At 55.9% G+C, this 21,257-nt stretch carries 17 protein-coding genes; 5 read left to right on the top strand and 12 right to left on the bottom strand.

Going from position 1 to position 21,257, the window contains the following annotated elements:
- Together rpmF and yceD are read right to left on the bottom strand one after the other, a co-directional pair.
- On the bottom strand, positions 1 to 171 hold the full coding sequence (gene rpmF / locus ABD827_RS04325; RefSeq protein WP_298722945.1) for a 50S ribosomal protein L32: 171 nt from the start codon (positions 169 to 171) through the stop codon (positions 1 to 3).
- A gap of 21 nt (positions 172 to 192) precedes the next feature.
- The gene (yceD, locus tag ABD827_RS04320; RefSeq protein WP_344962679.1) at positions 193 to 714 is read right to left on the bottom strand and encodes a 23S rRNA accumulation protein YceD; all 522 of its coding nucleotides are present in this window, start codon (positions 712 to 714) and stop codon (positions 193 to 195) included.
- A 161-nt stretch (positions 715 to 875) separates the two neighbouring features.
- Here yceD and ABD827_RS04315 point away from each other — a divergent pair, with 161 nt between their 5' ends.
- On the top strand, positions 876 to 1,454 hold the full coding sequence (locus tag ABD827_RS04315) for a Maf family protein (RefSeq protein WP_344962677.1): 579 nt from the start codon (positions 876 to 878) through the stop codon (positions 1,452 to 1,454).
- Between the two features lie 83 nt (positions 1,455 to 1,537).
- Here the strand turns inward: ABD827_RS04315 and ABD827_RS04310 are convergent, their stop codons facing one another.
- Both ABD827_RS04310 and rluC read right to left on the bottom strand, forming a co-directional pair.
- Positions 1,538 to 2,182, bottom strand: a complete 645-nt coding sequence (locus ABD827_RS04310) for an HAD family hydrolase (RefSeq protein ID WP_344963006.1) — start codon at positions 2,180 to 2,182, stop codon at positions 1,538 to 1,540.
- Positions 2,176 to 3,126, bottom strand: a complete 951-nt coding sequence (gene rluC / locus ABD827_RS04305; protein ID WP_298722935.1) for a 23S rRNA pseudouridine(955/2504/2580) synthase RluC — start codon at positions 3,124 to 3,126, stop codon at positions 2,176 to 2,178. The genes ABD827_RS04310 and rluC overlap by 7 nt, the downstream gene beginning before the upstream one ends.
- A gap of 334 nt (positions 3,127 to 3,460) precedes the next feature.
- On the opposite strand from rluC, the gene rne reads away from it, so the two are divergent.
- Positions 3,461 to 6,715 carry a ribonuclease E gene (gene rne, locus ABD827_RS04300; RefSeq protein ID WP_344962675.1) on the top strand — a complete coding sequence of 1,085 codons (3,255 nt, stop codon included), beginning with the start codon at positions 3,461 to 3,463 and terminating at the stop codon, positions 6,713 to 6,715.
- Between the two features lie 60 nt (positions 6,716 to 6,775).
- Here rne and ABD827_RS04295 read toward each other — a convergent pair whose 3' ends face one another.
- Positions 6,776 to 7,225 carry a low molecular weight protein-tyrosine-phosphatase gene (locus ABD827_RS04295; protein ID WP_344962674.1) on the bottom strand — a complete coding sequence of 150 codons (450 nt, stop codon included), beginning with the start codon at positions 7,223 to 7,225 and terminating at the stop codon, positions 6,776 to 6,778.
- 520 nt (positions 7,226 to 7,745) lie between these two features.
- On the opposite strand from ABD827_RS04295, the gene ABD827_RS04290 reads away from it, so the two are divergent.
- The gene (locus ABD827_RS04290; RefSeq protein ID WP_344962672.1) at positions 7,746 to 8,621 is read left to right on the top strand and encodes an NAD-dependent protein deacetylase; all 876 of its coding nucleotides are present in this window, start codon (positions 7,746 to 7,748) and stop codon (positions 8,619 to 8,621) included.
- Between the two features lie 146 nt (positions 8,622 to 8,767).
- Positions 8,768 to 9,175, top strand: a complete 408-nt coding sequence (locus ABD827_RS04285) for a SirB2 family protein (RefSeq protein WP_344962670.1) — start codon at positions 8,768 to 8,770, stop codon at positions 9,173 to 9,175.
- A gap of 355 nt (positions 9,176 to 9,530) precedes the next feature.
- Here the strand turns inward: ABD827_RS04285 and ABD827_RS04280 are convergent, their stop codons facing one another.
- The 6 genes from ABD827_RS04280 to apbC all read right to left on the bottom strand — a co-directional run bounded on the left by ABD827_RS04280 (position 9,531) and on the right by apbC (position 17,028).
- Positions 9,531 to 10,577 (bottom strand): methionine synthase, encoded by a 1,047-nt coding sequence (locus ABD827_RS04280; RefSeq protein WP_344962668.1) that lies wholly within the window; start codon positions 10,575 to 10,577, stop codon positions 9,531 to 9,533.
- Positions 10,578 to 10,623: 46 nt separating this feature from the next.
- Positions 10,624 to 11,604: a DUF1852 domain-containing protein gene (locus tag ABD827_RS04275; protein WP_344962666.1), complete on the bottom strand. Its 981-nt coding sequence runs from the start codon at positions 11,602 to 11,604 to the stop codon at positions 10,624 to 10,626.
- 223 nt (positions 11,605 to 11,827) lie between these two features.
- Positions 11,828 to 12,712, bottom strand: a complete 885-nt coding sequence (locus ABD827_RS04270) for a LysR family transcriptional regulator (RefSeq protein ID WP_344962664.1) — start codon at positions 12,710 to 12,712, stop codon at positions 11,828 to 11,830.
- Positions 12,713 to 13,066: 354 nt separating this feature from the next.
- Entirely contained in the window at positions 13,067 to 14,998 is a 1,932-nt protein-coding gene (locus tag ABD827_RS04265; protein ID WP_344962662.1) for an AsmA family protein, read from the bottom strand.
- 278 nt (positions 14,999 to 15,276) lie between these two features.
- Positions 15,277 to 15,858 carry a dCTP deaminase gene (gene dcd / locus ABD827_RS04260; protein WP_298716574.1) on the bottom strand — a complete coding sequence of 194 codons (582 nt, stop codon included), beginning with the start codon at positions 15,856 to 15,858 and terminating at the stop codon, positions 15,277 to 15,279.
- A 96-nt stretch (positions 15,859 to 15,954) separates the two neighbouring features.
- Positions 15,955 to 17,028 carry an iron-sulfur cluster carrier protein ApbC gene (gene apbC / locus ABD827_RS04255; protein ID WP_344962660.1) on the bottom strand — a complete coding sequence of 358 codons (1,074 nt, stop codon included), beginning with the start codon at positions 17,026 to 17,028 and terminating at the stop codon, positions 15,955 to 15,957.
- A 261-nt stretch (positions 17,029 to 17,289) separates the two neighbouring features.
- Between apbC and metG the strand changes: the two genes are divergently transcribed.
- Entirely contained in the window at positions 17,290 to 19,326 is a 2,037-nt protein-coding gene (metG, locus tag ABD827_RS04250) for a methionine--tRNA ligase (RefSeq protein WP_344962658.1), read from the top strand.
- 413 nt (positions 19,327 to 19,739) lie between these two features.
- Here the strand turns inward: metG and ABD827_RS04245 are convergent, their stop codons facing one another.
- Positions 19,740 to 21,122 carry an L-serine ammonia-lyase gene (locus ABD827_RS04245; RefSeq protein ID WP_298716565.1) on the bottom strand — a complete coding sequence of 461 codons (1,383 nt, stop codon included), beginning with the start codon at positions 21,120 to 21,122 and terminating at the stop codon, positions 19,740 to 19,742.
- Positions 21,123 to 21,257 lie beyond the last annotated feature (135 nt).

The raw sequence follows: 21,257 nt of genomic DNA, 5'->3' as shown, positions 1-21,257 counted from the left end.
TTACTTGGCGATTACCTTTTTGCCACGGTAGAAACCGTCGGCAGTCACATGGTGACGACGATGCAGTTCACCGGTGGTTTTATCCACAGACAGAGCTGCGGTGGTCAGTGCGTCATGAGAGCGACGCTGACCACGACGAGAACGAGATACTTTACTCTTTTGTACGGCCATTTGACCTCACTCCTAAATCAGTTACTTACGTTTTAGTCCTTCCAGAACCGCGAAAGGATTCGGACGCTCTTCAGCGGTGGGGATCTCACCAAAGCTTTGATCAAACTTACCCTCGGAACACTGCTCATTTTCATGAGTCGGTATCTGCGGTAAGGCGAGGATTAATTCATCCTCGATGATCTCGGCCAGGTTGATTTCACCAATTTCATCCACTTCAATAGTGTCGTAATCTTCCGGTAGTTCAGGCGCCTCTGCGTTTGCACGTAGCGGCGTGTATGTAAATTCGGATTCTATAGTGGTATCAAACAGCTCATTGCATCTTTGGCACTGGAGCGACACCTGAGATCGGGCATGGCCCGACATCACGCGCAGCCCCTGGGCATCTGTACCAAAGTTCAGAGACACGTCGATATCACCATGGATACCTTGGGTTGAATCCTGCAGTCTGGGCATCAGAACAGCGGCAAACACACCTTGATATACAAGACGACTTTGCGCGCAGCGAGCGGGATCAACCTTAATGGGCAACTTTACCTTTTCCATAAGGCGCGCATATTATAGCGACGGGCCTTCGGAGTCAAAGAGAAAAGCAAACTGAGCGCGAATAAACGGCAAGCATTCGAGTCCTGCCCGTGACGTCACCGCCTGCGACGATTACAATGCCAACCCTCTTATTTTACTGCCTAAAACAGGCTCGGGTGCCCATGGCCAGAATTATCCTCGCCTCTTCTTCCCCTTACCGCCAGCAACTGCTGCGCAAGCTGGGGCTGGACTTTGAAAGCTGCAGCCCGCACATCGACGAAACACCCCGGCCCGACGAACCGGCAACGGCGCTGGTGCAACGGCTGGCCGAGCAAAAGGCCCACGCCGTCGCGACCCGGTTTCCTCAGGGGCTCATCATCGGGTCGGACCAGGTGTGTGTCAATCAGGGCCAGATCCTGGGCAAGCCCGTTACCCGGGATCGCGCCAAAGCACAACTACTGGCTGCCAGCGGGCAACGCATCACCTTCTATACCGGTCTGGCAGTGCTGGATGCAGCAAATGATCGCCTGCATTCGATGGTAGAGCCGTTTTCGGTGGTATTCCGTTCGTTGAGCGAGGCGCAGATCGAGCGTTATCTGGACCGGGAACCGGCGCTGGACTGCGCCGGCGCCTTCAAGTGTGAAGGCCTCGGCATCAGTTTGTTCGAACGGATGGAAGGTCGCGATCCCAACAGCCTGGTCGGCTTGCCGTTGATCGCCCTGGTGGAACTGCTGGGTCGTTTTGAGGTGGAAGTGCCGTGAGGTGTGAGGTGTGAGGTGCAAAACATCATATTTGCAGGCCGGTTTTACTCCTCACGCTTTACGCCTCACTCCTTACTGAATATTTAAAGCCAACGGGGCAAATGGCGAATGTCATCGATTAGCGCCAACGGAGTATGTTGGCATAATTTTTTACTATCATGCACACCGTAGGTCACGCCGATTCTGTCCATGCCGATGGCTTCGGCCATCGCCAGATCGTAGCTCGAATCCCCCACCATCACCGCATCGGCCGGGTTGAGCTTCAGCTCGTCCAGAATTTGCTCCAGCATCAAGGGATGGGGTTTGGACTGAGCCTGATCCGCGCCGCGCAGGGCGTGAAAATAGGCGCCGAGATCGGTTTCTGCCAGCACCCGATCCAGCCCCACTCGCTGCTTGCCGGTGGCAACGGCCAGCCGGTAACCATTACCATGCAAGCCCTTGATGATGTCCGCCGCGCCGGTAAACAACGGCGATGGCGTCTCGTTCAGTTCCAGATAATGACGGCGATACGCCGCCAGCAGGGCGGCCTCTTCCACCGCCGCCAACGAGCCGAACAACAACGGAAAGGCCTTGTGCAGACTCAACCCGATAATGTCACGCACCGCCGCCGCCGTGGGCACGGCCAGGACACAATCCTGCGCCGCCGCCTGCATGCTGGACACGATGCGTGCCACCGAGTCCATCAGGGTGCCGTCCCAGTCGAAAATCACCAGCTGATACTTCATGATTGCGCCATCCGGGTCAGCAGTTTTTTCAGCGCCGGCTCCAGGGGCGCTTCCAGCACCATGCTCTCTTCGCGCCCAGGGTGGAAGAAACGAATACGACAGGCATGCAAAAACAGCCGCTTCAGCCCCATGCCGCTCATCTTCTGATCAAACAGCTGATCGCCGTACTTGTTGTCACCGGCAATCGGGTGCCCTGCATGCAGGGTATGTACCCGGATCTGGTGAGTACGTCCGGTCACCGGACTACACTCGACCAGGGTCGCGCCGGTAAACTTCTGAATGATGCGAAAACGGGTTTCCGACGGTTTGCCTTCCTTGTCAACCCGTACCACGCGCTCACCCGAGGCCAGCTCGTTCTTCTTCAAGGGTGCCTTCACCACCTTCTGATGGGGCTGCCACTGGCCGCGTACCAGGGCCAGATAATGCTTGTCCATGGTCTTTTCGCGCAGTTGCTCGTGCAGGCTGCGTAACATGCTGCGCTTCTTGGCCACCAGCAGAATACCGGACGTATCCCGGTCCAGCCGATGCACCAACTCCAGAAACCGCGCCTCGGGCCGTAATGCCCGCAGGCCTTCAATCACGCCAAAGCTCAGGCCGCTACCGCCATGTACCGCAATACCCGAGGGCTTGTTCAGTACGATCAACGCATCGTCTTCATAGATGATGGCCGCATCGAGCGACTGCACCTGATTCAGTTTGGCCGATGGCAGCGTATTCTCGCGTTCCGCCACCCGTACCGGCGGCACCCTAATCACGTCGCCGGCCAGCAGCTTGTATTCCGGTTTGATGCGCTTTTTGTTAACTCTTACCTCGCCTTTGCGCAAAATTCGATAAATCAGGCTTTTGGGAACGCCTTTAAGCTGAGTCCGTAAATAATTGTCAATGCGCTGCCCTTCATGCTCAGCCTCGATGGTGAGCAGCCGCACGCTGTGTTGTTCTTGTTTCATGGCCGTTATTCTAACACCAGCCAGTGTGCTTTGGCTGCAAAAAAGGCGTCTTGCTAAGGCTGCGGTTAAAGTGTGATAATGACTCCGTTTTTCGTGCTTTCCGGGATCGGAGGGCGCACTCTGAATACCTCTGATTTTCCGTTTTATTCGCGACCTTTGGGCTCCCCCCTTAACGTGAAAGACACCTGAATATGCGCCTCATGCGTACCCAGCCGGGAGGCTGTAACCATTACGCTCACAGACTCGAGGCCGGTGTCCGTCGGAATAACACGGTCAAGCCAGGGGAATACCAACACTGTAGAAACAGTAAAAACTTAATAAAAAAGAGTACTCAATGAAAAGAATGCTAATCAACGCAACCCAGGAAGAAGAGTTGCGTGTAGCCCTGGTAGATGGGCAAAAACTATACGACCTGGATATTGAAAGTCCCGGCCACGAGCAAAAAAAAGCCAACATCTATAAAGGCAGGATCACCCGGGTAGAACCCAGCCTGGAAGCCGCCTTCGTCGACTACGGTGCCGACCGCCACGGTTTTCTGCCACTCAAGGAAATCGCCCGCAACTACTTCCCCGCCGGTTACAGCTATCAGGGCCGCCCCAATATCAAGGAAGTGGTCAAGGAAGGTCAGGAAGTTATCGTTCAGATTGATAAGGAAGAGCGTGGCAATAAAGGTGCCGCCCTCACCACCTTTATCAGCCTGGCCGGTTCTTATCTGGTACTGATGCCCAACAATCCCCGTGCCGGTGGTATCTCTCGCCGCATCGAAGGGGACGAGCGTACCGAGCTCAAGGAAGCCCTGGCTCACCTCAAACTGCCCGACGGCATGGGTCTGATTGTGCGTACCGCCGGTGTCGGCAAAACCGGCGAAGAGCTGGAGTGGGATCTGCACGTGCTGCAGACGCACTGGTCCGCCATTCAGGAAGCCGCCGAAGGCGGTAGCGCCCCGTTCCTGATCCATCAGGAAAGCAACGTCATCGTGCGCGCCATTCGCGATTATTTGCGTCGCGATATCGGCGAGATCCTGATCGACAATCCGGTGATTTTCGAGCGCGCCAAACAGCACATCGAACTGGTTCGCCCCGACTTCGTCAACCGGGTCAAGCTGTACGAGGGCGACGTGCCCATGTTCAGCCACTACCAGATTGAAAGCCAGATCGAGTCGGCCTTTCAGCGAGAAGTGCGTCTGCCTTCCGGCGGCAGTATCGTTATCGACCCGACCGAAGCGCTGACCAGTATCGACATCAACTCCTCGCGCGCCACCAAGGGCGGCGACATCGAGGAAACCGCGCTGCAGACCAACCTGGAAGCGGCCGAAGAAATCGCCCGTCAGCTGCGCCTGCGTGACCTGGGTGGCCTGGTGGTGATCGACTTCATCGACATGACCCCGGTACGCCATCAGCGCGAGGTGGAAAACCGCCTGCGCGACGCGGTACGCCAGGACAGAGCCCGCATTCAGCTGGGCCGTATTTCCCGCTTTGGTCTGCTGGAAATGTCCCGACAGCGTCTGCGTCCTTCCCTCGGCGAGTCCAGCACCCACGTGTGCCCGCGCTGTCTGGGTCAGGGCACCATTCGCGACAACGAATCGCTGGCACTGGCCATACTGCGCCTGATTGAAGAAGAAGCGCTCAAAGACAACACCGGGCAAATTCATGCCCAGGTGCCGGTTGATGTGGCCGCCTATCTGCTCAACGAAAAGCGCAAGTCCATTGCCGGGCTGGAAAATCGCTACAAGGTAGAGATTTACATCATTCCCAACGAACAGCTGGAAACGCCACACTTCGACGTGGCCCGGGTTCGCAGCGGGGAAGAAGAAAATGTTTCCAGCTTTGCGCTGAAAACCACCGTTGAAAAGCCGGCCTACAGCCCCCGCCAGGGCACGGCTGCCGCCAAGAGCGAGCAACCGGCACTGCAGGGCTTTACTGCTCCCGCACCTGCCCCGGCTCCCACTCCGGCGCCGGTTGCGGCCAAAGCCGAAGCGGCCGCTCCCGTTGCTGCCGAGCCTGGCCTGTTGAGCCGCATGTTCTGTGCCCTGAGCAGTTGGTTCAAGGGAACGACCGAGCCTCAGCCAGCCCCAGCGCCGACCCCGGTCGAAAAGCCGGCCCGTCAGTCACGCAATCAGGATCGCAATCAGGATCGCAATCAGGATCGTAACAGCGAACGCAATCAGGAGCGAAACAGCGAGCGCCGTGACCGTGGCGATCGCCGTAACACCCGCAACAACCGCAGACCGCGTGATGAAGAGCGCAGCAATAAAGCCGCTCCGGCCGCAGCCGAGGCTCAGTCACAACCGCAGAGCGAGGCCAAGACCGACCGGCCGCGTCGTGAACGTCGCAAGCCGCGTCGCGAGCAGCCTCAACAGCAGCAGCAAAAAGAGACTGCCGCCGCAGAGCAGGTGCAGACCCCGGCTCCACAGCAGCAACAGCCTCAACAACAGCAACAGCCTGCTCAGGAAATCGAGCAGAAAGAACAGGCCGTTGCCGAGCGCCGTCAGCGTCGCAAGATGCGTAAGCAGGTACGCATTGGCAGCGAAGCCCGCCAGACGGATGCCGCCACAGAGCAGGCCGAGCGTCCGGCGCAACGTCAGCCCAAGGCAAAACAGGAGCCCGTTGCAGCACAGAGCGTCGCAGACAAGCCCGCGACTCACCACCAGCGTGGTGGTGCCATGCCCAAGCGCAAACGCATCAACGAAGACAGCCGTCGTCGCCGTCGTGAGGACAGCATAGCTGCCCTGATTGCCGCTCAAGGTGAAGAAAAGTGGGTTGCATCACAAACCGCCGACACGGAAGCGGCACCGGCGAAACAAGCCGCCCAGGCCGAGGTGGAAACCCGCCCTGCGGCAGTCGCGCCACAACAGGAAGCACCCAGGACAGAAGCCGTCGAGCCCAAGGTTGAAGCCGTCGAGCCCAAGGTTGAAGCCGTTGAGCCCAAGGTTGAAGCCGTTGAGCCCAAGGTTGAAGCCGAAGCGCCCAAGGTTGAAGCCGAAGCACCCAAGGCAGCAGCCGAAGCACCCAAGGCAGCAGCCGAAGTGCCTAAAGCCGCAGCCGAAGCATCCAAGGCAGCAGCCGAAGTGCCTAAAGCCGCAGCCGAAGCGCCCAAGGCAGCAGCAGAAGCGCCCAAGGTAGCAGCCGAAGCACCCAAGGCAGCAGCCGAAGCACCCAAGGCTGCAGCCGAAGCGACCAAGGCAGCAGCCGAAGCGCCCAAGGCAGCAGCCGAAGCGCCCAAGGCAGCAGCCGAAGCACCCAAGGCAGCAGCCGAAGCACCCAAGGCTGCAGCCGAAGTGCCTAAAGCCGCAGCCGAAGCGCCCAAGGCAGCAGCCGAAGCGCCCGAGGCAGCAGCCGAAGCGCCCAAGGTAGCAGCCGAAGCACCCAAGGCAGCAGCCGAAGCGCCCAAAGCCACCGCCTCCGGCCTGTACTCCCGTGCCCGCCAGGCCTCTGCGCCCATGGTCAAGCCGACCGTAGTGGCACAGCCGCCTTACGTTAAGCCGGAGTATCCGCCGCTGCAGCGTCAGGCCGTTACTACCAGTGGCCGTCAGGCCGGTAGCAGCGCGGCTCGCAACACCGCCTCGGCCCCCATGGCCAAACCCGAGTAACACTTACTCCACGAAAAAAGGCTCCTTCGGGAGCCTTTTTATTGTCTGAAGTTTTTATTCTCAGTCTTTGCTTAACCGGGCCAGCAAGCCCGTACAGGCCGACTCCACCAGATCCAGTACCCGCTCAAAACCCTGCTCGCCACCATAGTAGGGATCCGGCACTTCCTGCTCGGCTTCGGGGGAGAAGCTCAGCAACAGCCGGAGTTTGTGCTCATGTTCAGGCGGACACAACAACCGAAGATCGGCCATATTACTGTTGTCCGCCGCCAGTATCATATCGAAGCTCGCAAAGTCTTCGACCGTTACCTGTCGTGCCTGGATACCGCTGAAATCATATCCCCTGCGCTCGCCCGCCGCCCGAGCCCGACTGTCGGGTGTCGCGCCGCTGTGATAACCGAGCGTTCCCGCCGAGTCGATGGTTATCTCTATTCCCGCCCTCAACGCCTGCTGGCGTAACACCGCTTCGGCAGTAGGCGAGCGACAGATGTTGCCCATGCAGACTATGAGCACACTAAGTTTTTCATTATTTTTCAGATGGTTATCAGTCATTTCGGGCCTATTCTCAGGTTTAACGAGTGAAGATTAATATCTTTAAATTCAGAAACTTACTGATCATTTTGGGGAAGATTTCCGTCAATACAATAACTCAATTGGATCTCAACCTTTCACGCAAAAACACGGAGATACAAGTTAAACAGCTGAAATTAAAAAAAACATCCAGAAGACCGCCCACTACATTGTATTCCACGGCGAAAATGTCAGGCGATTCTGCTCCCGGCTGATGGCAACCGGTACGCACGGACTCATGCAGAAGTGCTTATCGCACAATCTGAAATCGCCAAGTATAGTTGAGACATGGACAGACATCGTCAGTGCACAGGCGGGGCTTTGATTGAGATAGGATATATCACGTACTCCCGAGTTGAATGCTGACGACTGCGTAACCTTGATTGAACTGTCCGGCAGCCACAACACCCCGGTCACAAGCCGTCTGAACGCCGACACCAGAATACAAGGAAGCCCGAGCATCATGCCCCGAACCGAGCCCCATACCGACCTGGTCGAATTCATCCGTACCCACCCGCGCCTGCTGGTGCTGACCGGTGCCGGCATCAGTACGGACTCCGGCATTCCCGACTACCGCGATCAGCAAGGTGAGTGGAAGCGCAAGCAACCGGTGCAACACCCGGACTTCATGCGCTGCGAGCACACCCGAAAACGCTACTGGGGCCGCAGCCTGATCGGTTGGCCGGTGATGCGCGATGCCCACCCCAATCCGGCGCATCAGGCCCTGGCACGACTGGAGCAACTGGGTCATATCGACCTGCTGGTCACCCAAAACGTGGATGGACTGCACCAGCGGGCCGGCAGCCGCAAGGTAGTCGACCTGCATGGCCGCTCAGATCAGATTGTCTGCATGAGCTGCAACTATCGCAGTAGCCGCGACGAATCACATCAACGCAGTGCCGAGCTGAACCCGGATTACACCCGTTACCGCGCCGCCACGGCACCGGATGGCGATGCCGATCTGGAAGTGGATTTCAGCGGTTTCCACGTTCCTGGATGCGCTCAATGTGGCGGTATCCTCAAGCCGGATGTGGTCTTCTTCGGCGATAACGTCCCCAGGCTGCGTGTCACCGAGTCACTGGACGCACTTCAAAACGCAGACGCTCTGCTGGTGATCGGCTCCTCATTGATGGTCTACTCGGGCTTTCGCTTCTGCCGCCGAGCCAACGAGTGGAACAAGCCGATCGCCGCCCTGACATTAGGCAAAACCCGAGCCGATGAATTACTCAGCCTCAAGCTGAATGCGCCCATCACACCGGTACTGCAAGCGGCTCTCAAGGAGCTCGCCGCTCCGCTAGACGGTTACTTACTCAACCCTAACCCGGGCAAATTCCCCTGAGAGATCCCCTCATTTTCATCGATGGCGATTTGAATACGGATGTTGGCATCAGGACCCGGTACCGGTTTGTGGTTTCCGCCCTTCACATCAAGGGTTGATACAGATCAATATGTTCGAGGTTTCCTTACAATAACTTAGGCATCCTTATGGATAACTCAATCAAGGAAGAAAATCGTATGTATCCGCTTTTGCTCAAGGCACACTTGGCGCTTATTTTACTGGGCTTTTTAAGTTTTTTGCTGCGTACCTACTGGGGTATCACCAGCTCGGTATTATTGAAGAATGCATTGGCATTTAAAGTTCATAAATTGTTGACCTTGCTGATGCTGGTCAGTGCCTTGGCCTTGTGCCTGGCTATAGACCAATACCCCGTCACCGATGCCTGGCTAACCGAGAAACTGATTCTGCTGGTTGCCTATGTGGCCTTTGCCATGATGGCATTCAGGCCTGCTGCGCTTGCCGGGCAACGCTACCTGTTTGCAGGGGTAGCCTGTGGCTTGTTTGCTACCATGCTGTTTATTGCCAAAACCCATTCGCCCCTGCTGTTAGGGTGAAAGGTGGCGTTGTTTCCTAAAAGAGTTTTTCACTATTTGATAGTGCTGAAGTGCATGCAAACAACTTGTTCTAACTTATGGTTGTACATTTTCAGTGCTGGCCACCGTGACTTATTCTGATTTAAGACGCAAAGTAGCGCATGTGTGTTTTTAGGAACAGATAAGTAATGCTGCATAACAGGTGTGGTTCTGTCGTCATTCCCGCGAAGGCGGGAATCCAGGGCCAGTGGCGCAGATTTGTCAGCCTGCGCTTCTCCTGCAAAGACACTGGACCCCCGCCTTCGCGAGGGTGACGAGAAAGAAAAGCTAGCCCCAGTATCCACATCAGTTATGAGATATTACTTAGTTCTCTGAGTCAGCAAACAACGCCCTGGGCCGAGAGTTCTCTTCGAATGATGTCAGCTCCTGCACTCAGGGCATTCAGCTTGCCTCTTGCTACCCCACGAGATAAGGGGGCCATGCCACAGTTGGTGCAAGGGTAGAGCTTGTCGGCATCGACATACTGCAACGCTTTGCGCAGCGTGTCGGCCACTTCCTCTGGCGTCTCGATGCGATTGGTTGCAACATCAATGGCCCCTACCATCACCTTTTTACCCCGTATCAGTTCAAGCAGCTCTATCGGAACATGGGAGTTATGACATTCTAACGAGATAATATCGATATTGGACTTTTGCAGTTTGGGAAAGACCTCTTCATATTGTCTCCACTCGGAACCCAACGTCTTTTTCCAATCCGTATTGGCTTTAATGCCGTAACCGTAGCAAATATGTACGGCAGTTTCACATTTAAGGCCTTCAATTGCTCGTTCCAAAGCAGCAATCCCCCAATCATTTACCTCATCAAAAAACACATTAAAGGCAGGCTCATCAAACTGGATAATATCAACACCTGCGGCCTCCAGCTCTTTGGCTTCCTGATTGAGTATTTTGGCAAACTCCCAGGCCAGTTTTTCACGGCTTTTATAATGATCATCATACAGCGTGTCTATCATGGTCATGGGGCCAGGCAGGGCCCATTTGATGGGTTTCCTGGTTTGCTGGCGTAAAAACCTGGCATCGTCAACAAACACCGGCTTCTGGCGACTGACTGCACCCACAACCGTCGGAACACTCGCATCATAGCGATCACGAATTTTAACGGTCTGACGTTTTTCAAAATCAACACCGTCAAGGTGCTCGATAAAGGTAGTCACAAAGTGCTGACGGGTTTGCTCGCCATCGCTGACAATATCAATACCGGCATGCTGCTGCTCTTGCAAAGACACACGCAGCGCATCCTGTTTGCCGTCGATAAGCTCTTGACCTTGCAGCTTCCAGGGTGACCAGAGGGTCTCGGGTTGTGCCAGCCAGGACGGTTTGGGCAAGCTGCCCGCAGTGGAAGTAGGTAATAATTTTTTCATCATAAATTCCGTTTCTGTTCTCGTTAATGTTCAGGCGCTTGTTTTATTATCAGGCGTAGTTGGCAGACCACTGCTCAAGAATCGCCTTGTATGGCTTGATAAAGTTCTCTTCGGCCAGTTTGCCCTGCTTGATGGCCAGCTGGCTGCGCTCTTCTCGATCATAAACAATCCGAGTTAATGAATGATCTGCTTTCTTCAGATTAGGTTTATATATTTTTCCTGCCACAGCGTTGGCATTATATATTTCAGGCCGATAAATTTTTTGAAACGTTTCCATGGTGCTGATGGTACTTATCAGCTCAAGATTCGTATAATCGTTCAGCAAGTCACCAAAAAAGTAAAAGGCCAGAGGTGCAGCGCTATGTGGCGGCATAAAGTAGCGAACTTTCAGGCCCATCTTCTTGAAGTATTGCTCCGTTAAAGAGGTTTCATTGGGCAGATACTCGACACCCAATATGGGGTGATGATTTTCAGTCTGGTGATAGGTCTTGTTATCGGAAACACTCAGGCAGATCACCGGCAATTTGGCAAAATGCTGCTGATAGGTGTTCGAATTCACAAAGCGCTTGAACAGCTTGCCGTGCAGATCACCAAATTTTTCCGGAATGCTGAAACCGGGCTTGCCCTTGTTGTGCTCCAGCAACAAAACGCTGAAGTCATAGTCCCGCACATAAGAGGAGAAGTTATTGCCTACAATGCCTTCTGTGCGTTGCCTGGTTTTGTGATCAACAATAATGGTTTTCAGCACTTCAATAGTAGGAAAGGTATGCGCCTTGCCTTCATTGTCGATATCCATATCAACAGAGATGATTTCCAGCTCAACGGAGTAACGGTCTGCTTTGGGGTTATCCCAATTTACCAGAGCATTGAAACGATTGTTAATCATCGTCAAGGCATTGCGCAGATTTTCCTGACGGCTCTCTCCCCTGGCCAGGTTGGCAAAGTTGGTCGTGGCACGCGTACTGTCTGCGGGTTGATAATTTTCATCGAAAGCAATGCTGTTTACAGCAAATTTGACGTCGTTACTCATAATGTTGTTCATCCATTTGTTGAGATAAAGCCTGAATCTGTTCCCTGCCCGTTCTGGAAGTCCAGACATCTAGAGCTAAGCCTAGGTATGTTATACAGGGCCCATTTCATGAACAAAAATGATTTTATCTCATCAATAGATGAATATTATTCATGATTTATTGTAAGGTAAGGCTCATCCGGCAAGCAGAGTGCCGGCTTAGGAGACGCTTGCCACCGAGTTGTTACCGAATGTTCTGAGCCAGAGCAACGAAGTCACTCAGGTAATTGATCTGTTCTTCGCCTTTGCGCATTCCCAAAAAAATCTGCTTTTTAATCCCATCTTGACCGAACCGAAGGCTTTTAATGGCCATTGTTTTGGCGAATTCATCCACTAACCAACCAGGCAATGCACAGACGCCTCTGCCTGCTGCCACCATTTGCAACATTATTTCCGTAGTCTCAATTGTCTTGTGTTTTTTGACCGTGCATTTTGCGGGGTTTAAAAACTGGCTGTAAATATCCAGCCGTTCAGGCTCTACCGGATAGCTAAATAACACTTCTTCATTCAGCTGTTCCGGCATGATCGAGCTTTGCATGGCAAGGGGGTGAGATGATGAAACGACGAGTCGATGTTCATAGTCAAATACCGGTATAAACGTCAGATTGGGTTTATACAAGGGATCAGGCGTGACCAGGATGTCTATTTCATAGCTATGCAGGGCACCCAGACCACCGAACTGAAACTCCTGCTTGACGTCAATATCAACGTTTGGCCACTTTTCAAGATAAGGCTCAATCACTTTTAACAGCCATTGATAGCAAGGGTGGCATTCCATGCCGATGCGAAGTGAACCCATTTCACCTTTCGCCATCTGAGACAATAGAAGTTCGGTGTGTTTAAATTGCGGCAATACCCGACCGGCAAGCGTCAGAATTTGTTCACCCGCATTGGTCAGGCGCAAGTTTCTACCTTCTTTTTGCCAAACAGGTGTTTTGATCTGACCTTCTAACTTTTTGATGCTGTGACTCAATGCAGACTGGGATAAATTTAACGATTCCGCCGCCTGGGTTAAGGTTCCCTGCTCTTTTATTGCTGCCAGTACTTCAAGGTGAAACCGCTCCAACATGATTTAACTCCGGTCTTTAGCACTCAATTTCATGAATATAATTCATGACTTATTGAAAATATATTATTATTTTCAATATTTAAATGTCGCCTATGCTCACCATCCAGACATTCAGAGCCTGTTTTTCGACCTTTACAGGGCAACCAACCAGATCAGTTAGTTTGACAGATTAATATAAGGAGATCGTAAACAGGCGCTAAAAACGACCATACGGCGAGGCGCTCGCTGGTGATAGTCGTAAAGGTAAAATGAAAGGGGAATATCAAAAGAGGAAGTAAATAAACCGTCGCTTTGGCCTTTAAGGGGCTCACAGGGCGTGAGCGCAGGCCAAAGCGACGGTGATCGGCAGGTCGGTTACAGACCCAGTTTGTCGAGCAGGCCCGGCAGTTTATCGCCAAGCTTGTCGCCCAGTTGGTCGCCGAGCTTTTCGTTCAGCTTGCGCTTGACTCGCTCCGCTTCCTTGTCGGCCTTTTCGCGCAGGTAAAGGTCGAACACCTGCTGCAGATCCAGGCTGTACTTCGGCTGCTGGTAGCTGCCGCTGATGCGTACCGGCAGTATGATGTTCTTCAGCTCGCTCAACTCCTCCCCGTCCTGGCCCTTGAGGCTACCGACGATGGCGGTGTTGAGCAACACATCGAGCGACTCGTCAAGCAGGTTGGTTTCTCCCTCGCCATCGATGCGCAACAAGGGGGACGCCATATACAGGTTCTCGGTGCTTACCCGGCCTTTGCCGATGGCAAAATCGGCGGTCAGGGCGCTGAAGTCGGTTTTCTCGACGGCCTCTTCCGCCGGCAACGGCAGTCCCTTTACCCTGGCGTGGGCCCGACGGATCAGCGCCGCGATATTCACCCCGTTCAGGGCGCCATCGGCCACTTTAAGCGCGGAGGTTCCCTTTACGCTGCGTTTGATGGCATCGCTGGTCAGGCCACTGCCACGCAGGTCAAACGTCAAATCCGCCCGCCCCTCCAGATAGTCGATACCCGCCGCTGCGGTCAGCAGCTCACGGGCATTAACCCCGGTCAGCGTTTTCTGTACCAGAAAACGCACCGGATCGGTATTGACGTCCAGTTCGCCCCTGGCTTCAATCTTGCCTTCATATAACCGGGCCTGCACCCGATCGAGCTTTACCTTGCCCTGATCGATGTTGACCTTGATATCAAGCTGCTCCAGCTCGATTCCCTGCACCAGTACCTTGTCGGCGGCCAGCTGGCCCTCAACCTTGATGCCCTTGAGCGCCGACAGATCCGGCTCATCGGCCGCACTGGCAGAAGGCAGTGTCGACGCCGGCGCCGCCGCACTGACCACCTGTTCATCGGCGGTCGCCGCGACCGGCGTGGACCGCCATTCGGCCTGCAACGCATCCACATCCAACAGCGCCGTGTTCAGGTTGAAGTGCAGCTCGGGAATGGCACTATGGCGCAGCGACAGTTCACCCGTTGCATCCAGCGATCCCAGTTTCAGCGTCATGTCGCTGAACTCGGCCAGTTTGCGGTCCAGTACATAGGCCAGGTTACCTTCCAGCCGCAGCTGCTTGGTACCGGGAATGGCACGACCGGTGGCATCGAGGTCGAGCTTGAGATCATCCAGTCGCAGGCGGTCGAATTCCGGTGCCAGCCACAACTGACCGGTCGCATCCATATTGGCCTGTACCTCGTCACTGAACAGATTACCGGACAGACTCAGGGGTACCGCCTTGCCGGGAGCAAACTCGTCAAGCTTGACGTTGACCCGGTTGAGGCGGGTCAGGGTATTATTCGCTTCGTTCTGCACCACGATTTCGGCATCCACCACCTGCACACCGGCCAGGCTGATGCTCATCGGCTGACGAGGCTCGCCGCCGCCATCCGTTTCCGTCTGCTCATTCGAGCCGCCGGTAGTGGACGTCGTGGTAGACAGGGTACGCAGATCGTCGATATTGCTGACCCCATCGGCGCGGGTGATCAGATGCAGACGCGCATTGCCCAGCACCGCTTCGCCGATCTCCAGCCGGTTATCGAACAGCGGCTTCAGCGCCACGCCCAGGCTGATTTCACCGACAGACAGGGTATTACCGGCGGCAAAGCCGGGCGGATTGAGCAAGGCGGCGTCGTTGAGAGTAAAGCCGATAGAGGGGAAAAAGCGCCAGCTCAGGTCGCCGTTGATCACCAGGGTGCGGCCGGTTTTTTCCCGGGTCTGCTCGATCAGCACCCGCTTGACTCTGTCGGTATCCACCACCTGGGTCAGAATCACCAGCGCGAGCAGCAATAACAGCAGCAACGCCGCCACGCCGTAGAGTAATTTTTTCATTATTGTTTCCCGTTTTTTATACGTTTAATACCCATTTGCTTTGCGGCATGTGAGGCAGTGCAAGCCGCCATGGACTCCGGCCTCGCCGTGCTGATACTGAATCGAGTTCAGCATGACGTTACTTGATTCGGCACGGCGTGATGTCCCTGGCCGTCATTCCGGGCTTGACCCGGTATCTTTCAGCAGGCGGCGTGCATGTTGGGATTCGCTACGCTCATCGCCAACCTACGACTTACAGCTTCCAGTTGATAGCTTAACGCTCCCCGAAGGGGCCGGCGTCAGTCCTGATTGATACGGCTGGCATCCGCGCCTTGCTGCGACTTGTACTTGGCGCTGGCACGGCTCATGTAAGGACGTTCGGCCGACCCCGACATGGTTTCGAAATTGAGCGCGCCAATCACCATACGCGGGCGCAGCGCCAGCGGCAGTTTGCCGCTGTTGTAGAATTCCAGCACGATGCGTCCGGACCAACCCGGATCGATGCGGTGTGCCGTCACGTGCACCATGAGCCCGAGCCGCGCCAGAGAAGAGCGGCCGTCCAGCCAGCCGACAATATTATCGGGCAGGGTGACAGATTCAAGTGTTACCGCCAGCGCCAGCTCGCCCGGGTGCAGAAAGAAGGCTTCGCCATCGGGAATGACAATCTCGTCACTCATTACCCGGTTGATGGCTTCGGACACCTGGGCACTGGGTCCGCTCAGCTCGATATAGGGCGCGGTATGATCCTGAAACACGCGAAATGCGTTGCCCAGCAGCACATCGACACTCACGCCACTAATCCGCTCCGGCTCCGGCTCGGGACTGATCTGGATAAGACCCTCGGCCAGATAACGCTTGATATCCCGGTCACAAAGACGCATGAAAACTCCTTAACTCAATGGTGATCCCACCACGGCAGCGACGGCTCTTGCCGTCTGGCGGCACGAACAAGGCGCGCCTGCGTGGCAGTGATGCGATTAAACCTGCCGGGTATAAAGGCGGGTGGGAATGATGTTGCCGCTAAAATAAAGCCCCGCCGCCACCCGGGCGGCGATGTTCAGATAAAGATTGGCCAGGGCGCCTTCAGGCTCGGCAATCAGGGTCGGGGTACCCTGGTCCATCTGCCGGCCGATACTCGCATCCAGCGGTAACTGACCGAGCAGCGGCACCTGATGCTGGCTTGATACCCGCAGGCCGCCACCTTCACCGAATAACGCTTCCTGATGGCCGCACTGGCTGCACTGGTGATAGCTCATGTTTTCCACCACCCCCAGCACCGGAATATTGACCTTCTGGAACATGTTGATGCCCTTAACGGCATCGGCCAACGCCACGTTCTGCGGTGTGGTCACCACCAGGGCGCCGGTGGTCGGCACCTGCTGGGCAATGGTAATTTGAATATCACCGGTGCCCGGCGGCAGATCCACCACCAGGTAATCGAGATCGCCCCAGCGAGTCTCGCGCAATATCTGTGCCAGCGCCTTGCTCGCCATGGGCCCGCGCCAGACGGTGGCATCCTCGGCCCCCACCAGAAAGCCGATGCTGTTGGCCTTGATGCCGTGCGCCGGCACCGGCGCCATGGTCTTGCCGTCGTCACTTTCGGGTTTGGCGTCGGCTACCCCCAGCATCATCGGAATAGAAGGGCCATACACATCCGCATCCAGTATGCCCACCCGGCCGCCGAGCCGGCTTAGCGCCAACGCCAGGTTCACCGCCGTGGTGGACTTGCCGACCCCGCCCTTGCCGGACGACACCGCGATAATATTGCGTACTCCCGGCACGGCCTGGGCATCGTTGGCGCAGGCCAGGGTCGCTACATCTTGACTCAACTGCCAGCGTACCCTGCCGGCACCACTCAACCGGCACAAGTCGGCATCAAGGTCCTGCAACTCGGTTTCCAGCCGATAATCGACAAAAGGCAGTACCAGCGAAACCGTCAGAATATCCTGCGACCGGGTCACGCCACGAACAAAACCGGCACTGACCGGATCCTTTGCCCAGTGCGAAGGCCGAAATTGGGCCAGTCGGGCACTAATGTGTTCATTATTCATGCTGTGTTGCCTGCTGATGAATCTGTTCTGCACTCTACCAAAAAGCCCGCAGCGGTGAAACGCCGAGCCGAGGCGATATGCGGCTTTGCCGGCCTTTTGTCGCATATGGCCGGATGCATGTCGGCCACATACCGGAGCCGGCAAGGACAAAACCCGAGGCCGGGCGCTTTGGGCCGGAAAAAGCGGCCAAAGTGTGTATAACCGAAAAAAACTCGGGTAACATGCTCTGTCCCGTGTAATTGACTCAACAGAATGGAAATTATGGCTACCGAACCTCGTAAGATACTTGTCACCTGCGCCCTGCCCTATGCCAACGGTTCAATCCACCTTGGCCATATGCTGGAGCACATTCAGGCCGATATCTGGGTTCGTTATCAGCGAATGCGTGGCCATCAGGTTCATTTTATCTGTGCCGACGATGCACACGGCACCCCCATCATGCTCAAGGCCCAGCAGCTGGGCGTCGATCCCGAGCAGATGATTGCCGCCGTGCAACAGGAGCATAAAGCCGACTTCGACCGCTTCAACATCGGCTTCAACAACTATCACTCGACCCACAGCAAAGAGAACCGCGACTTTGCCGAGCTGATCTACGGTCGTCTCAAGAGCAACGGCTTTATCGAAAACCGCACCATTTCCCAGCTTTATGATCCGGAGCAGAACATGTTTCTGCCGGATCGTTTCGTCAAGGGCACCTGCCCCAGCTGCAAGGCGGAAGACCAGTACGGCGACAACTGCGAAGTCTGCGGCGCCACCTACAGCCCGACAGAGCTGATTGATCCGCGTTCGGCGGTCTCCGGCGCCACCCCGGTGATGAAAGACACCGAGCACTTCTTCTTCGACCTGCCCCAGTTTGGCGGCATGCTCAAGGCCTGGACCCGCTCCGGTGCCCTGCAGGAAGAAATGGCCAACAAGATGAGCGAATGGTTCGAGTCCGGCCTGCATCAGTGGGACATCACCCGCGATGCGCCCTACTTCGGTTTCGAAATTCCCGATGCCCCGGGCAAATATTTCTATGTGTGGCTGGATGCGCCCATCGGCTACATGGGCTCGTTCAAGAACTACTGCGACAAGCGGGGCGATCTGAGCTTCGACGAATACTGGAACAAGGACAGCAGCACCGAGCTGTACCACTTTATCGGCAAAGACATCGTCTACTTCCACAGCCTGTTCTGGCCCGCGGTGCTGGAAGGCAGCGACTTCCGCAAGCCGAGCAACATCTTCGTGCACGGTTATGTGACGGTGAACGGCGCCAAGATGTCCAAGTCCAAGGGCACCTTCATCAAGGCCGACACCTATCTCAACCACCTGGATCCCGAGTGTCTGCGTTATTACTACGCCGCCAAGCTGTCCAGCCGCATCGACGATCTGGACTTGAGCCTGGACGACTTCGTGGCCCGGGTAAACAGCGACGTGGTCAACAAGCTGGTCAACCTGGCCTCGCGTAACGCCGGTTTTATTGCCAAGCGTTTCGGCGGTCAGCTTGCCGCCGACTGCGCCGAGCCCGAACTGTATGCCGAGTTTGCCGCCGCCGCCGAGCGCATCGGCCAGTCTTACGAGCAGCGTGAATTCGGCCGTGCCATTCGCGAAATCATGGCGCTGGCCGACAAGGCCAACCGCTATGTGGACGAAAGAGCTCCCTGGGTACTGGCCAAGCAGGAAGGCAAAGACGACGAGCTGCAGGCCGTGTGCTCCGTGGGTATTAACCTGTTCCGGGTGTTGATGACCTACCTCAAGCCGGTGATGCCCCAGCTGACCGAACGCGCCGAGGCCTTCCTCAACTGCGAACTGAGCTGGAACGCCGTGAACGAACCGCTGCTCGGCCATGGCGTCAACAAGTTCAGCGCCCTGTTCAGCCGCATCGACGCCGACAAGGTCGCCGCCATGGTGGAAGCCTCGAAGGAAGATCTGGCCGCCGAGCAGGCCCAGGTCAAACAAGTCACCGGCCCGCTGGCAGATGACCCCATCGGCGAGACCATCAGCTTCGACGACTTCGCCAAGGTGGATCTGCGCGTGGCACTGATCAAGAAAGCCGAAGCCGTACCCAAGGCCGAGAAGCTGCTGCGCCTGGAGCTGGATCTGGGCGGTGAAACCCGTCAGGTGTTTGCCGGTATCAAGTCTGCCTACGCCCCGGAAGATCTGGAAGGCAAGCTCACCGTCATGGTCGCCAACCTGGCGCCGCGCAAGATGCGCTTCGGCATCAGCGAAGGCATGGTGCTGGCCGCCGGCCCGGGCGGCAAGGACCTGTGGATCCTCGAGCCCCACGATGGCGCCCAGCCCGGCATGCGGATCAAATAACTCCTTCGGGGGGCCGGAAGCGGTAAGCTTCAAGCGACAAGAAAGCCCGGCGATGCCGGGCTTTTTCTTGTCTGAGGCGTGAGGCGTGAGGCAAAAATGGGCGCCCATTTATGCGGCGCAAACCTGCAGGCAACGACATGTCTGCAAGAATGGCATACCACCTGACGGTTTCGCGTGGTCTGCTCCGCCAGCGGTCGCGGCGGCTACGAAACAGCGCAAGCCTGCCCGTCTCGTAGGTCCAATTTATTGGACCAATCACAACACTGAATCCAACCTCGGCATAATTTCATTGTCCTGCTACACAGGCTCTGCCAGCGGTCGCGGCAGCTACAGCCAATTTCAGACAACAAAAAGCCCGGAACTCCGGGCTTTTTGTTACTTACAGCTGTCAGCTTACCGCTTAAAGCTTTAACTCAACATTCGATGATGTTGACCGCCAGGCCGCCGCGGGCGGTTTCCTTGTACTTGGACTTCATGTCCATGCCGGTTTCACGCATGGTCTTGATCACCTTGTCCAGCGACACCTTATGCTCGCCGTCGCCACGCAGGGCCAGGCGGCTGGCATTGATGGCCTTGACCGAGCCCATGGCGTTACGTTCGATACAAGGCACCTGCACCAGGCCACCGACCGGGTCACAGGTCAGCCCCAGGTTATGCTCCATGCCGATTTCGGCGGCGTTTTCCACGTGCTCTATGGTACCGCCTACTACGGCAGTCAATGCCGCGGCCGCCATGGAGCAGGCCACACCCACCTCGCCCTGACAGCCCACTTCGGCGCCGGAGATGGAGGCATTTTCCTTGTACAGAATGCCGATGGCGGCGGCGGTCAGAAAATACTGCACCAGCACGTCGTCATCGACCGGTTGCACAAATTTATCGTAATAATGCAGCACCGCCGGCAGTATGCCCGCCGCACCGTTGGTGGGTGCCGTTACCACCCGGCCACCGGCGGCGTTTTCTTCGTTCACCGCCATGGCAAATAGATCCACCCACTCCATGACACTCAATGGATCCTTGTTATAGGAGGACTCGCTGTTTAATTTGCGCAGCAACGAAGGAGCACGACGCCTTAACTTGAGGCCACCTGACAAAATGCCCTCGGTTTTGCAGCCACGAGAAACACAGGCCTTCATCACGCTCCACAGTTTGCGCAATCCTGCGATAATTTCTTCTTCACTGCGGTTTACCTTTTCATTGGCCATCATCAGGCTGCTGATCGACATGCCGTTTTCGCGACACAACTGCAACAGCTGATCACCGCTCTTGAAGGGAAACGGCACCGGTTTGGCGCTGGACTCGGCCGCGGCACTGGCCTTGGTGTCGGCAAATTCTTCCGCCTTGACGATAAAACCGCCGCCGATGGAATAGTAGGACTGCTCATGCAGCAACTGATCGCCCTCGAAGGCGCGGCAGCTCATGCCGTTACTGTGCAGCGGCAGCGTCTTGCGGCGATGAAAGATGATGGCGCCGCTGCGCGGAAAGGCCGCCGGGTGGCTCTGGTTAAGCAGTATTTCCTGGCTGGACTCCACCTGCTCCAGAAAGCCCGGAATCATGTCTACGTCCACGCTTTCCGGATCGAAACCACCCAGGCCCAGGATCACCGCCTTGCCGGTGCCGTGACCGATACCGGTCTGTCCCAGCGAGCCAAACAGCTCTACTTCAACCCGACTGGTGCGGGTCAGAATACCCTGCTCGGCCATGGTTTGCACAAAGGCATGCGCCGCTCGCATGGGGCCAACGGTATGGGAAGAAGACGGGCCTATGCCAATACTGAACATATCGAACACGCTGATCATGGGAACACTCCAAAACACAACTGGGGCTTAACAGGACTCTAATTCTAGAGTCACTCAACTATTATTGAATGATTGTAGAATTATTTGAGAGACAACCCAACAAAATTTTAACAGTTACGAAAATGGGGAGGTGGG

Origin of the sequence: Oceanisphaera sediminis (assembly GCF_039539745.1) — a bacterium.
GTDB lineage: Bacteria > Pseudomonadota > Gammaproteobacteria > Enterobacterales > Aeromonadaceae > Oceanimonas > Oceanimonas sediminis.
The sequence above is the reverse complement of the archived record's forward strand: the minus strand, read 5'-3'. Positions and strand labels throughout refer to the sequence as shown.